The 14,114-nt window shown below is 60.5% G+C and carries 12 protein-coding genes; 11 read left to right on the top strand and 1 reads right to left on the bottom strand.

Going from position 1 to position 14,114, the window contains the following annotated elements:
* Positions 1-345: 345 nt before the first annotated feature.
* From GNP00_RS01915 to GNP00_RS01905, 3 genes are all read left to right on the top strand, one after another.
* The gene (locus tag GNP00_RS01915) at positions 346-789 is read left to right on the top strand and encodes a VOC family protein (protein ID WP_041545218.1); all 444 of its coding nucleotides are present in this window, start codon (positions 346-348) and stop codon (positions 787-789) included.
* Positions 786-1,223, top strand: coding sequence for a CoA-binding protein (locus GNP00_RS01910; protein ID WP_011580505.1), 438 nt, complete (start codon positions 786-788; stop codon positions 1,221-1,223). The genes GNP00_RS01915 and GNP00_RS01910 overlap by 4 nt, the downstream gene beginning before the upstream one ends.
* Positions 1,224-1,417: 194 nt before the next feature.
* Positions 1,418-2,701 (top strand): O-acetylhomoserine aminocarboxypropyltransferase, encoded by a 1,284-nt coding sequence (locus tag GNP00_RS01905; RefSeq protein ID WP_011580506.1) that lies wholly within the window; start codon positions 1,418-1,420, stop codon positions 2,699-2,701.
* On the opposite strand, the gene GNP00_RS01900 is transcribed toward GNP00_RS01905, so the two are convergent.
* The gene (locus GNP00_RS01900) at positions 2,664-3,689 is read right to left on the bottom strand and encodes a hypothetical protein (protein ID WP_041544593.1); all 1,026 of its coding nucleotides are present in this window, start codon (positions 3,687-3,689) and stop codon (positions 2,664-2,666) included. The genes GNP00_RS01905 and GNP00_RS01900 overlap by 38 nt on opposite strands.
* A 402-nt stretch (positions 3,690-4,091) precedes the next feature.
* On the opposite strand from GNP00_RS01900, the gene GNP00_RS01895 reads away from it, so the two are divergent.
* From GNP00_RS01895 to GNP00_RS01860, 8 genes are all read left to right on the top strand, one after another.
* Entirely contained in the window at positions 4,092-4,724 is a 633-nt protein-coding gene (locus GNP00_RS01895) for an ATP-dependent Clp protease proteolytic subunit (protein WP_011580508.1), read from the top strand.
* Positions 4,725-5,055: 331 nt separating this feature from the next.
* The gene (gene clpX / locus GNP00_RS01890) at positions 5,056-6,330 is read left to right on the top strand and encodes an ATP-dependent Clp protease ATP-binding subunit ClpX (RefSeq protein WP_011580509.1); all 1,275 of its coding nucleotides are present in this window, start codon (positions 5,056-5,058) and stop codon (positions 6,328-6,330) included.
* A gap of 250 nt (positions 6,331-6,580) precedes the next feature.
* Positions 6,581-8,995, top strand: a complete 2,415-nt coding sequence (lon, locus tag GNP00_RS01885) for an endopeptidase La (protein WP_011580510.1) — start codon at positions 6,581-6,583, stop codon at positions 8,993-8,995.
* A 194-nt stretch (positions 8,996-9,189) separates the two neighbouring features.
* On the top strand, positions 9,190-9,462 hold the full coding sequence (gene hupB / locus GNP00_RS01880; protein ID WP_011580511.1) for a DNA-binding protein HupB: 273 nt from the start codon (positions 9,190-9,192) through the stop codon (positions 9,460-9,462).
* Between the two features lie 146 nt (positions 9,463-9,608).
* A complete protein-coding gene (locus GNP00_RS01875) occupies positions 9,609-10,721 on the top strand; it encodes an NADH:flavin oxidoreductase/NADH oxidase (RefSeq protein ID WP_011580512.1) in 1,113 nt (370 codons plus the stop codon).
* Between the two features lie 491 nt (positions 10,722-11,212).
* The gene (locus GNP00_RS01870; protein ID WP_198139710.1) at positions 11,213-12,244 is read left to right on the top strand and encodes a sodium:calcium antiporter; all 1,032 of its coding nucleotides are present in this window, start codon (positions 11,213-11,215) and stop codon (positions 12,242-12,244) included.
* A gap of 88 nt (positions 12,245-12,332) precedes the next feature.
* Positions 12,333-13,118 carry a DUF1206 domain-containing protein gene (locus GNP00_RS01865; protein WP_166015699.1) on the top strand — a complete coding sequence of 262 codons (786 nt, stop codon included), beginning with the start codon at positions 12,333-12,335 and terminating at the stop codon, positions 13,116-13,118.
* A 76-nt stretch (positions 13,119-13,194) separates the two neighbouring features.
* Positions 13,195-14,013, top strand: coding sequence for an LssY C-terminal domain-containing protein (locus GNP00_RS01860; RefSeq protein WP_011580516.1), 819 nt, complete (start codon positions 13,195-13,197; stop codon positions 14,011-14,013).
* Positions 14,014-14,114 lie beyond the last annotated feature (101 nt).

Here is a 14,114-nt window from a genome sequence, read left to right as displayed (position 1 = left end):
GTTGGACCTTGCCGCACGGACAAGGCGTTTCTTGTTGCTTGCCGATGGCCGAATGGCCCTCGAAACCCGGCTGATGCCATGGTCGCGCGCTTATACGGGGGCCATCTCAGGAAGTCAAGTGAGGGTAGCTCCACTTCACCATGAATAGTCTTGTAAGATCAATGGCTTACAAAGGAGGTAATAAGATACCGCAACAATTTGGCGCTGTGGAACGGAAATGCGGCCGCAGTTTTGCGGCCTATCAGCCCGCTCATGGTCCGGCAGGCTGTGATCTGGCCTTTTCCCGGCTGATCTGCACGCAGCCCTATGTTAGGGAAAAGGCAAAGAGGAGAAAGCGCAATGAAGATGGAGCCGCGCATTTCCGTTATTACCCTCGGCGTGGACGATCTGGATCGCGCCGCCCGTTTCTATGAGGCGATGGGGCTGGAGCGAAACGGGAAGATTACCGAAGGCGTGGCCTTCTTCCAGATGGGCGGCATGATCCTGGCGCTATGGCCGCGCGAGGAGCTTGCAGCCGATGTCGCCAACGAGAATTATCGCCGCGGGAGCGGGGCAAAGCCGGATTTTTCTGGCGTCGCGCTCGCCTACAACACGCGTTCGGAAGCGGAGGTGAGGCTCATCCTGAAGCAGGCAGAGAAGGCGGGCGGTCGCATCCTCAAGCCCGCCCAGCGCGCTTTCTGGGGCGGCATGCAGGGCTATTTCGAGGATACCGAGGGCAATCTCTGGGAAGTGGCGCATAACCCGGATTTTCCGCTCGACGCAGAAGGGCGTATCACGCTTCCGGAATGAACCACGATTCCTACGACGACAGCTACATCGCCGGCATTCTGGGCAGCGTGAAGACCATCGCGGTGCTCGGCGCATCCCCTAAACCCGGCCGTCCCAGCCACGGCGTCATGAATTTTCTCGGGAGGAATGGATATCGCATTTTCCCCGTTAATCCGGGTCAGGAGGGCAAGGAGATCGCGGGTGCGATGACCTATGCCCGGCTGGCCGAGCTTCCTGAGCCGGTGGACATGGTCGATGTCTTCCGCGCGCCCGCCGCCATTCCCGGCGTTGCGGAGGAAATTCTGGCCATGGACCCGCTGCCCAAAGTGGTCTGGATGCAACTCGGGATCCGTGATGATTCCGCAGCCGCACGGCTTGAGGAAAGGGGCATAAAGGTGGTGATGAACCGCTGCCCGGCCATCGAAATCCCGCGTCTTGGGCGCAAGCTCGGCTGAAAGGAGGGTTTGGGCATTTCCTCGCGCGGCCCAAATGTCCGTTCGTTCCAATCAGCCCGGCAACACACGGCCATCACCGGGGCAATCCGGCATCTTATTTCTCCGCCTGCCCGATATTCGGGCAAATCTTCTTTGCCCAGCTCCGGGCTCTTTGTATTGATTACGTAACGAGCATGCTCAACGAAGGAAACGCCATGACCGAACGCACCCCCGGCTTCAACACGCTTGCGATCCACGCTGGCGCTCAGCCCGACCCGACCACGGGCGCCCGTGCAACGCCGATCTATCAGACCACCTCCTATGTCTTCAATGACGCGGAGCATGCAGCATCGCTGTTCGGCCTGAAAGCTTTCGGCAACATCTATACGCGCATCATGAACCCGACGCAGGCGGTGCTCGAGGAGCGGGTGGCTGCGCTCGAAGGCGGCACCGCGGCGCTAGCCACCGCATCGGGCCATGCGGCGCAACTTTTGGTGTTCCACACGCTCATGCAGCCGGGCTGCAACTTCATCGCAGCCAGAAAACTCTACGGCGGCTCGATCAACCAGTTCGGCCATGCCTTCAAGAATTTCAATTGGGAAGTCCGCTGGGCGGATCCCGACGACATCTCGTCCTTCGAAAACCAGATCGACGGCAACACCCGCGCCATTTTCGTGGAAAGCCTGGCCAATCCCGGCGGCACGTTCGTGGATCTGGAGAAGATCTCCGAAGTGGCCAAGCGCCACGGCCTGCCCTTCATCGTCGATAATACCATGGCCTCGCCCTATCTCTTGCGGCCGATCGAGCACGGGGCCGATATCATCGTCCACTCGCTCACCAAATTCATGGGAGGCCATGGCAATTCGATCGGCGGAATACTGGTGGATTGCGGCACATTCGACTGGTCGAAATCCGGCAATTATCCGGCGCTGTCCCAGCCGCGGCCCGAATATGGCGGCATGGTGCTGCACGAAACCTTCGGCAATCTTGCCTTCGCCATCGCGGCGCGCGTGCTGGGTCTGCGCGATTTCGGCCCTGCGATTTCGCCCCAGAACGCCTTTCTGATCCTCACCGGGATCGAGACGCTGCCGCTGCGCATGCAGCGCCATTGCGACAATGCCCTCAAGGTGGCCGAGTGGCTGCAGAAGCATCCCGCTGTGGCCTGGGTTTCCTATCCAGGGCTGCCGGAGGATCCGAACCACGCGCTCATGCAGAAATATTCCCCAAAGGGCGCCGGCGCGGTCTTCACCTTTGGCTTGAAGGGGGGCTATGAGGCAGGCGTGAAGGTGGTTGAGGGTGTGGAGCTCTTTTCACACCTCGCCAATATCGGTGACACCAAGTCACTCATCATTCATCCGGCCTCGACCACCCATCGCCAGCTCTCCGACGATCAGAAGATCGCGGCCGGCGCTGGACCTGATGTGGTCCGGCTCTCGGTCGGTATCGAGGATGTGGAGGACATCATCGCCGATCTGGAGCAGGCGCTCTCAAAGCTTTGATACCGGGGCGCTTCCTCCCGCTCCCACACGGCCGGGAGGAAGCGCTGCGAACTTCAATCGAGGCGAGCGGCCGCTTCCGTCGCAGGCTCTTTCTAAGAGAGATCAAATCGCCGACACGCGGAAATTCGATCCTGTCGCGTCCCATGAACTTCGTATTGAGAGCGATGTGGAGGCCCCAGAAACTATTGTCGTTGATGGAGGTGCGCTCAGGCCCGTCCAGGACGGCTGTCGACTTGATCTCATCCCCGGCAAGCGCCGTGATGATTTGCAGGGGCCGATTGTCGCTTGGCACGAAGATGCAAGGGCCGGATTTCAACGCTTCTCTTATCATGGGCTTGACCACCTCATAGAATTCGGCCTGCCGCATGAACTGCACCCGTTCCGCTATGTCTCCCGGCCCCCAGAACTCGGCCGGAACAGTGCCCGAGCGCGGAAGGGAAGTGGCTTCGGGGCGGTGGCCGCTGAGCTCTTGAAGAAGGTGGCGTACGGGAATTGTCCGATCCGAGCTGAGGTCTTCTCTCAGCCTGGCAAATATATGCCCAGCACTCTCCGGGTGTTGCACCTCACTGCCGTTTACGACGAGGACGGCCGCGCGGATGGGATCGGATAATGCGTCTTTATATCTGAGCGCCGATTCTATATTCGCCCTCTCCCCGGCGGAAAGAACGGCGCTTGAAGACGCCAATAATTTTCCGGCTTGGGTCTCAAACCTGTTGAGCGCTTCCAAAAGGGCATGGCAAGTGGCTCTGCCGGTAATTCTGGGTGTCAGGATCTTCAGAATGTCTGCTCGGGCGGTAATAGGAAGTTGTTCCGCTTCCTGCAGCACTCGGTTAAATTCATGGGCGGTCCGAACGCTCCGTGCGCCGTGCTCAATCCTGTCGACCTCCAGCAGGGAAGTGACCTTGCCGCGGATCTGCTTGTTCGTGAGCGCCAGCGCGCTCAAGTTGCCTGCATAGCGGCCAATTTTCTGCAGGGCCTTGGCAGGCATATTTTCCAGGCTGGGACCAGGAGGGCTCGCCGCGGCCGCCGAAGAACGAGCGGGAACATGCATATTGTGACCTCGAAAAAATTAAGTTCGAAATATTGCTTAAATCCTGAGGAGATCTGCCTGTGGATCCTGCTACTTGTCACGCAGACTGGACGAAATCTGATCCGCCGGGCATCGCCTGTTCCCCAAAACGCCGGAGATTTCCTATCATGCCATCTGATTGGAGCAATTCCGCTTTTCTTATGGTCCGATAGCGGCAGCCGGCCGCGCCTTGCTGCCTCTCCCCAAAAGTCCGCGAGCTTGCGTTGCTGCCGGTCTTGCGCAATAGCAAGTTGCCATCCTATCTAGGGGCATCAAGACTCCATCACTGGAGTGATGGATACCAGCTTCGAAGGAACCCCCATGAAGAATCCCGTCGAGACCGCGATGAATCTGGTGCCCATGGTCGTCGAGCAGACGAACCGCGGCGAACGGGCTTATGATATCTTTTCGCGCCTTTTGAAGGAGCGAATCATCTTCATAACCGGGCCGGTCGAAGATGGCATGGCCACTCTCGTATGCGCACAGCTTCTGTTCCTGGAGGCGGAAAACCCGAAAAAGGAGATCGCGCTTTACATCAATTCGCCGGGTGGCGTCGTGACCAGCGGGATGGCGATCTACGATACGATGCAGTTCATTCAGCCGCCGGTCTCGACGCTTTGCATCGGACAGGCAGCCTCCATGGGCTCGCTCCTGCTCTGCGCCGGGCACAAGGACATGCGCTTCGCTACGCCGAACGCCCGCGTCATGGTGCACCAGCCCTCCGGCGGCTTCCAGGGCCAGGCCTCCGATATCGAGCGCCATGCCCAGGACATCATCAAGCTGAAAAGACGCTTGAACGAGATCTATGTTAAGCACACGGGACAGGACTACGACACGATCGAGCGGACGCTCGACCGTGATCATTTCATGACCGCTGACGAAGCACAGGCCTTTGGCTTGGTGGACAGGGTGATAAGCGAGCGCGAGGCGATCGAGGCTCCACGAACCTCGTGATCGCCCGCAAACGTGACGCAGCGTAGGGCGGAGGCTGTCCAGCCCCTCCTGGAATCGCAAGACCCCATTTATCAAAATCGGTGGCTTTGCGTCATTTCTGTCACATTTTCCTGTTCCCTAAGCGCCGGCAACCGCCTAGGTTAAGGCAATGTTGAGTTTCAACAGCCTAGGTTTTTCTGGGAACCAGAATCGTTGCCGCGCCTTCGGATTTGTGTTTCGTTCGGAAGATGCGGATGGGAGGGATGACGGAGCGACCTTGCGGTCTGCCGTCGCCTGCTCCCCCCGGTGTCACCGAGGGTGGATGCCGGCAGTACTGAAAGGAAAGTGAAGCATGAGCAAGATCAGCAACAGCGGCGGTGATTCCAAGAACACGCTGTACTGCTCGTTCTGCGGCAAGAGCCAGCATGAGGTCCGTAAGCTGATCGCCGGCCCGACCGTCTTCATCTGCGATGAATGCGTCGAGCTGTGCATGGACATCATCCGCGAGGAGAACAAGTCCTCGATGGTGAAGTCGCGCGAGGGTGTTCCCACCCCGCAGGAGATCATGGAGGTTCTGGACGATTACGTGATCGGCCAGACCTACGCCAAGCGCGTGCTCTCGGTAGCCGTTCACAACCACTACAAGCGGCTTGCCCACGCGGGCAAGAACGCGGATGTGGAGCTGTCGAAGTCCAACATCCTGCTGATCGGCCCGACGGGGTGCGGAAAGACGCTGCTCGCCCAGACGCTGGCCCGCATTATCGACGTTCCCTTCACGATGGCCGACGCCACTACGTTGACCGAGGCAGGCTATGTCGGCGAGGATGTCGAGAACATCATCCTGAAGCTGTTGCAGTCGGCGGATTATAATGTCGAGCGCGCGCAGCGCGGCATCGTCTATATCGACGAGATCGACAAAATATCCCGCAAGTCGGACAACCCCTCGATCACCCGCGACGTGTCGGGCGAGGGGGTGCAGCAGGCGCTCCTGAAGATCATGGAAGGGACGGTTGCCTCCGTGCCTCCCCAGGGCGGTCGCAAGCATCCGCAGCAGGAATTCCTCCAGGTGGATACCTCGTCGATCCTGTTCATCTGCGGCGGCGCCTTTGCAGGGCTGGAGAAGATCATTTCCGATCGCGGCAAGAAAACCTCCATCGGCTTCGGCGCAAGCGTATCCTCTCCGGAGGACCGCCGCGCGGGCGAGCTCCTGCGCCAGGTGGAGCCGGAAGACCTGTTGAAGTTCGGTCTGATCCCTGAATTTGTCGGGCGCCTGCCCATCCTTGCGACATTGGAGGATCTGGACGAGGAAGCGCTCGTGCAGATCCTCACCGAGCCCAAGAACGCGCTGGTGAAACAGTATCAGCGCCTGTTCGAGATGGAGAATGTGGAACTTACCTTCCATGAAAACGCGCTGCGGGCGATTGCCCGCAAGGCGATCGAGCGCAAGACGGGCGCTCGGGGCCTGCGTTCGATCATGGAGGCGATCCTGCTCGACACCATGTTCGAGCTACCGGCGCTGGAAGGCGTTCAGGAGGTTGTTATCTCCGAAGATGTGGTCGCCGGCAGTGCCAGGCCCCTCTACATCTACGCCGAACGCGAAAAGGAAAAGGGTAGCGTCAGCGCGTGATCGAGAATGGCCCACTCATTCGGAAAAGAGCGGCGGCGGCGGCCGCCGTGTTCTCCCTTCCGTTGGGCCTCATCCGCTCCGTACCGGGGTTGATATTGACCCCGCATGCCTCCACTTAAGGAGCAAGCGGTGGCGGATTTCGTATTCTGGAGCGGTGTTGCGGTTGACAAGCCCATCCTTGCGGAAAGATGCCCCATAACAGTATGGTCCGGCCGGCTCCCAAGCGGTCGCGGCCAGAAAGGCTGAAAAAATGACAGAAGCTCCGAAAACTCCGAGCGAGGCCGTGTTCCCGGTGTTGCCTTTGCGCGACATCGTCGTGTTCCCGCACATGATCGTGCCGCTTTTTGTAGGGCGCGAGAAGTCGATCAAGGCTCTCGAAGAAGTAATGGGCGCCGAGAAGCAGGTTCTTCTGGCGACCCAGATGAACGCGGCCGACGACGATCCGGATCCGAGCAAGATCTACGACATCGGCACGCTCGCAAATGTGCTGCAGCTGCTAAAGCTTCCCGATGGCACTGTGAAAGTGCTGGTGGAGGGTGCTTCGCGCGCCCGCATTTCCGGCTTCACGGATCGGCAGGATTTCCATGAGGCTCGTGCCGTGGCGCTGGCCGAGCCCGAGGAAGACGAGGTCGAGATCGAGGCGCTCGCGCGCTCTGTGGTTGCCGACTTCGAGAACTATGTGAAGCTCAACAAGAAGATCTCGCCCGAGGTCGTCGGCGCGACGAGCCAGATTGAGGATTATTCCAAGCTGGCGGACACGGTTGCCTCGCACCTGGCGATCAAGATCCCCGAAAAGCAGGAGATGCTTGCGACGCTTTCCATCCGCGAGCGGCTTGAGAAGGCCATGGGCTTCATGGAAGCCGAGATCTCCGTGTTGCAGGTGGAAAAGCGCATCCGCTCGCGCGTCAAGCGCCAGATGGAGAAGACGCAGCGCGAATATTACCTCAACGAGCAGATGAAGGCGATCCAGAAGGAGCTCGGCGAGGGCGAGGACGGCCGCAACGAGGTGGCCGAGCTTGAGGAGCGCATCAAGAAGACCAAGCTCTCCAAGGAGGCGCGCGAGAAGGCGGAAGCCGAGCTCAAGAAGTTGCAGACCATGTCGCCCATGTCCGCAGAGGCGACGGTCGTGCGCAACTATCTCGATTGGCTGCTGTCGATCCCGTGGAAGAAGAGTTCCAAGGTCCGGCGCGACCTCGGTTTTGCCGAGGAGGTGCTCGACGCCGATCACTTCGGCCTGGAGAAGGTGAAGGAACGCATCATCGAGTATCTGGCCGTGCAAAGCCGGCAGGATAAGATCAAGGGTCCGATCCTCTGCCTCGTCGGCCCTCCCGGCGTCGGTAAGACCTCGCTTGGCAAATCGATCGCCAAGGCGACCGGGCGCGAGTTCGTGCGCATGGCGCTGGGCGGCGTGCGTGACGAGGCCGAGATTCGCGGTCACCGGCGCACCTATATCGGCTCGATGCCCGGCAAGGTCATCCAGTCGATGAGGAAGGCCAAGAAGTCCAATCCGCTCTTCCTGCTCGACGAGATCGACAAGATGGGCATGGATTTCCGCGGCGATCCTTCCTCGGCGCTGCTTGAGGTGCTCGATCCGGAGCAGAACGCGACCTTCATGGACCATTACCTCGAGGTCGAATACGACCTGTCGAGCGTGATGTTCGTGACGACGGCGAATACGCTCAACATCCCGCCGGCGCTTATGGACCGCATGGAGATCATCCGCATCGCCGGTTACACGGAAGATGAAAAGGTGGAGATCGCAAAGCGGCACCTTCTGCCGAAGGCCGTTCGCGAGCATGCGCTGAAGCCCAGCGAGTTCTCCGTCACCGATGAGGCCCTGCAGACCGTCATCCGCACCTACACGCGGGAAGCCGGTGTGCGTAACCTCGAGCGCGAGTTGATGAAGCTGGCGCGCAAGGCGGTCACCGAGATCCTCAAGACCGGCAAAACTTCCGTCGAGGTGACCGAGGCCAATCTGGCCGATTATCTCGGTGTGCCGCGGTTCCGCTTCGGCCAGGTCGAAGGCGAGGATCAGGTCGGCGTGGTCACGGGCCTCGCCTGGACCGAGGTGGGTGGCGAGCTGCTTACGATCGAAGGCGTCATGATGCCCGGCAAGGGCCGCATGACGGTTACCGGCAACTTGCGCGACGTGATGAAGGAATCGATTTCCGCAGCGGCCTCTTATGTTCGTTCAAGGGCTGTCGATTTCGGCATCGAGCCGCCCTTCTTCGACAAGAGGGACATCCACGTGCACGTGCCGGAAGGCGCGACACCCAAGGACGGTCCGTCGGCTGGTGTCGCGATGGCGACGGCGATCGTGTCGGTGCTCACCGGGATTCCGGTCCGCAAGGATGTCGCGATGACGGGTGAGATCACGCTGCGCGGCCGGGTCCTGCCGATCGGCGGGCTCAAGGAGAAACTCCTCGCAGCCCTTCGCGGCGGCATCAAAAAGGTGCTGATCCCGGAAGAGAACGCCAAGGATTTGGTGGATATCCCGGAGAACGTGAAGAGCGGCATGGAGATCGTTCCCGTCAGCCGCGTGGGCGAGGTTCTGGAGCATGCGCTGGTACGCTTGCCCGAGCCGATCGAGTGGGTGGAGCCCGTCACCACACCCGCCACGGCGGACGTGTCTGAAGACGCAGGCCAGCCCGCGGTTGCCCACTAAGCTGCCATTTCCAGCAAAAAGATAAAAGCCGGCCCCGTCAGGGCCGGCTTTTTTCGCTGAAAACCGCAGAAATGCGGGGATTTTTTGAGAATCCCCAGCATTTGCCGCTTGGTGGCGCGGCGAGTTCTTCATAAAGTGCGGACCTTGCCGGTTGAGTCGCTCTCCGGCCATGACAAGGAAGGGGTTTGTTGTTTATGAACAAGAACGAACTGGTATCCGCCGTCGCCGAGAAGGCCGGCCTTTCGAAGGGTGATGCTCAGTCGGCTGTCGACGCGGTGTTCTCTGTGATCACGGGTGAGCTCAAGAGCGGGGGCGATGTCCGCCTCGTCGGCTTCGGCAATTTCAGCGTGTCGCGGCGCGAAGCCTCCACTGGGCGCAACCCGCAGACCGGCGCCGAGGTCAAAATCCCGGCCCGTAACGTCCCGAAATTCTCTGCGGGCAAGGGCCTGAAGGACGCGATCAATTAAAATCATTCCTTTATTCCGAAAGGCCGGGCTCTGCCCGGCTTTTCTGTTGTGCCGCGAAGCTGCCTTATAATTGGCAGAGATTTTCCAATCGCGCCAAAGAGGCTTAAGGAAAGCTCCAGCCTTTTACCTCAAGGAAGTCCCGGAGAATGAGTTCCAAGCTTTTCACCCCGATGCGCGTCGGTTCGCTTCAATTGGACAACCGCATCGTGATCGCGCCGATGTGCCAGTATTCGGCCGAGAATGGCTGCATGACCGACTGGCACACCATTCATCTCGGTGGCTTGGCCCTATCCGGCGCGGCATTGCTCACCATCGAGGCGACCGCCGTAACACCCGAGGGCCGGATCTCCTACGCCGATGTCGGGCTTTACTCCGATGAAAATGAAGCTGCGATGCGCCGTGTGCTGGAAACGGTCCGCCGCTGGTCGGATATGCCCATCGCCATCCAGCTTGCGCATGCGGGACGAAAGGCGTCCTCCGAGATCCCATGGAAGGGGGGAGGGCAGATACGTCCCGGCCTTCCGGGCGGCTGGCAAACCGAGGCCCCCTCGGCGGTGCCTTTCAAGGAGAGCGAGAATCCGCCGATCGCGCTTGATCGCGCCGGACTCGCCCGCGTGCGGGATGCCTTTGCCGAAGCCACGCGGCGATCTGCCCGCCTCGGGCTAGACGCGGTGCAGATCCACGCGGCGCATGGCTATCTTCTGCATGAGTTTCTTTCGCCGCTGTCGAACCGCCGAGACGATGAATATGGCGGTTCGCTCGAAAACCGCATGCGCTTTCCCCTTGAGGTCTTTGATGCGGTCCGTGCCGCCTTCCCGGCCGAGCAGCCGGTGACCGTGCGGGTTTCCGGTACGGACTGGGCCGAGGGCGGCTGGACCATCGAGGATACCGTGGCATTCGCCAAGGCGCTCGAAGCGCGGGGGTGCGGCGCGATCCACGTTTCGAGCGGCGGGCTTTCGGCCGCGCAGCGGATTCCGATCGGGCCCAACTACCAGGTTCCGCTCGCCCGGGCGGTCAAGGCTGCTGTCCGCATGCCGGTCGTCGCCGTCGGGTTGATCACCGAATTCGAGCAGGCCGAAGCGATCATCGGCACGGGCGATGCTGATTTCGTCGCGCTTGCCCGCACCATTCTCTATGACCCGCACTGGCCCTGGCATGCCGCCGCCCATCTGGGTGCACGGGTCAAGGCGCCCAAACAGTATCTCCGTTCCCAGCCGCGACGGTACAAGGACTTGTTCGCTGTTCGCGCGGATGATTGACCTTCTCTCGCGCGCACAACGCTTCGTCGGACAGGTCGGCCGCTAACGTGCATTCCCGCCGATATGACCGGCGTTCCCATCGGCATTTCCCGCATTATTCGCCTGATGGCCCTGCAGGACTGGCGGCTGCTGATTTTGTTGTACTCCCGGCGTAGTGATACCTCGCCTCCACGCATCGAGTCGCGCGTCAAAGCTGCTGACCGGCAACCACGAATTCGGCCAATGGCCCGTCATCGGGCTTATTTTTCCGTTCGGCATTCCGTGTTTCTCCATTGTTCAACGTCATCTGGTTCCTTCCCAAACGGGTCGGCGCCTCGGCCTCCTGTTTCAACAGCGGCAGGCTATTGCAAAATCCGATTTATTGATTGCGCTTGACGACCCTGAACGCCGGGCGGGTCCGTCAGGTCCGCCGTGGATCAGCTCGAAATAGGATCGATCGGCCCCCTTACGCATTTCGTTCAGATTAGCGGTGCGGAATGGATGGGCTGCCGGTGAATACTCAAGACTTTCCGATATGGGTCAACGCGGCTGTCTTCCTGGCGGCAAGCATCGTTGTTTGGAGCGGCGGCGTCAGGCTCACCATCTATGTGGACAGGATCAGCACGCTTACGCGGCTCGGTCAGGTCTTCGCCGGAATGCTTCTGCTTGGCTGCGTCACATCGCTGCCGGAAGTCGCAAATGTCATTACCGCCTCGAGCGCAGGTATCCCGGCTCTGGCGGTCAACAATCTGCTCGGCAGTGCGGCCATCAACGTGTTCTTCCTCGCGATCGGTGATGCCGTTGTTCGCCGGGATGCCCTGACGTCGATCGTCGCGAGTCCGGCAACCCTCATGATGAGCGTGCTCTGCATGCTGGTGCTGATCGCCGTTGCCGTCGCGATCACCACCGGAGATATTCTCCTTTACGGTGTCGGCGCTTGGGGGCTCGCACTTGCTGCAGTAAGCGTCGTGTCTTTCTGGCTCTCCTCCGGCTACGCCGATCGGAGCCCCTGGAAAGTTTCGGACAAGAGAGAAGAATCCAAAGCAGAGGCCGAAACAGGCGAAGAGCGGGGCCCGCTTTCAGAAGCGGTCTGGAAGGCGGCTCTGGCCGGAGCGGTTATCTTCGCTGCAGGCTACGTGCTCTCGCAGACCGGCGACGCGCTTGCCCAGCAAACGGGCCTGGGCGCCGGGATGGTGGGATTCGCGCTCATCGGAGTTGCAACCTCGACTCCCGAACTCAGCACCATCATCCAATCGATCCGGCTGCGTCGCTATGAGATGGCATTTGGCCAGGTTCTCGGCACAAATTTCGTGAACCTCTCGCTAATCGTCCTCGCGGATGCCGTTTTTCCGGGCGCCGCGGTCATCAACGAGCTGGGCCGGTTTGAAGTTTTGTCCTCTCTCCTCGCGGCGGGCTTGATCGGCATATTCATTGTTGGTCTCCTGGAAAGAAGAGACGCAGCGGTTTTGCGCATGGGCTACGATTCCCTTGCCGTGGTCGTCCTTTTTCTGGGCGGCCTTGCGGCGCTGGCCTTTGTTCAGTGATATGGCTGGCAAAGATGCAGTTGCCCGCGGAACGAGCTTGCTGCCTCGGGCATTCTTCCGCCGGAGATTGCAGCGCGAGGAGGGCGGAGTGGCTGGCAAAATGAAACGGTGGTTCCGCCCGCTGGCGCGCATCGGCTATGCCGCAAGGGGCCTGATCTATGCTGTGATCGGCTTCTTCGCGGCCTTGGCTGCGATTGGAACGGGAGAAGCATTGGGCTCGCAGGATGCGTTGCTCGTGCTCCTTTCCAGCAAAGCAGGAACCGCCATTGCCTATGTCCTTATCGTCGGTTTCGGCTTCTATGCGCTTTGGCGCCTTATCCAGGCCTGGTCCGACGTCGACCGCCATGGGAAGGAGGCGCAGGGCATAGCAATTCGCCTTGGGCTCGCCGTGAGCGGTGTCATCTATGCGGCCCTTGCCTCCTACACCTGGTCGCTTGCCCGCGGCGGCGGTGGTGGCGGTAGCGGTGATTGGGCGAATATGCTTGCCGGCTTCGTCGGAGCGCGCTGGGTGGCTGCCGGGCTGGCGCTCGCACTGGCCGGCGCTGGCCTCGCCCACATCGTAAAGGCGGTGCGGGAAAGATACACCCGCTACATCGACACGGACCAGAGCAAGATGAAGATCATTCACCCGGTCGCGAAAACCGGGCTGATAGCGAGGGGCGTTGTTTTCCTGGTCCTGGCTTTTCTTCTCGCAACCAGATCCGTCAGAGGTGGCGAACAGGCCAGCTCCAAAGCAGCGCTTGAGTTCATTCAAAGCCTCCCACTCGGATGGCTGCTGCTGACGCTCATGGGTTTGGGCCTGATCGCATTTGCCCTCTATTCCTTCGCCGAGGCGGTCTACCGTCGGATCAATGTGGAGGATGCACGCCTGTGATCCGGCTGCCGCGCCTAAATGGGCTGTGTGCCCGCTGGCTACTGTCGGCAGGGGTTTTCCATTTATTCTGCGCTCCATGACCCGCCTCGGCCGATGGATCCAACGCGTCCTCATCCTGCTGATCGCCTCGGCGACGCTGTGGTTCATTGTCACCCAGATTTTCGATCGCATCGAGCAGCGGGTTCCGGTCTTCGCAGCGTTGCTGCTCACTTACGCCCTTGCAGCCTATGTGGTCCTGCCGCCGGTGATCCGCGCCAGCGTGGCGATTCTGCGCCGCAACCGTATCCCGAGAGTCACGCGCGCAGCGGACGGCCTTCCGGCAGATCCCGTCAATATCGTCCTGATCGGGACTGAGAAGCAGCTCCGCTCAGCATTTGCCGCAGCAGGCTGGCACGTTGCGGATCCGCTCACAATTCGCTCCGGCGCGAGAATGGCGGTCAGCTTCCTGCTGAATCGCTCCTATCCCACGGCCCCTTTCAGCGCGCTATATCTGTTCGGCCGCAGGCAGGACATCGGCTTTCAGAAGGACGTCGGCGACAGCCCCAGGAAACGGCATCACATCCGCTTCTGGGCGACGGACATCGACCCTCAGGACGGCGACCTTGCTTACTGGATACGCAGGCAGAATATCGATCCGTCGCAATCGAATGTCTGGGTCGGCGCCGGCACGACCGATACCGGTTTCGGCTTGCAATCGATGACGTGGCAGATCTCGCACAAGGTGGACCGCGATGCCGATTCCGAGCGCGAATATATCGTGGCCGCGCTTCGTGACTCCGAGGGCATCACGGAGGAACGCTATATCGAAGCCGGCGAGCCGGTGGGAACCCGTTTCATAACCGATGGCCGGATTTTCCACGCCCGCCTCACACCTCGCCGGTTGTCACGGGAATGATCCGCTGGTCCTCTAGGGCAGTCGGCCTGTCAGGGCTACTTGGCGCCGGCTGGCAAGCCTTGTTGGTTTAGAACATCCCTTCAGAGCAGCCGTTTAGATGA

Source organism: Chelativorans multitrophicus (genome assembly GCF_011317445.1).
In the GTDB taxonomy this organism is placed as follows: domain Bacteria; phylum Pseudomonadota; class Alphaproteobacteria; order Rhizobiales; family Rhizobiaceae; genus Chelativorans; species Chelativorans multitrophicus.
The sequence above is the reverse complement of the archived record's forward strand: the minus strand, read 5'-3'. Positions and strand labels throughout refer to the sequence as shown.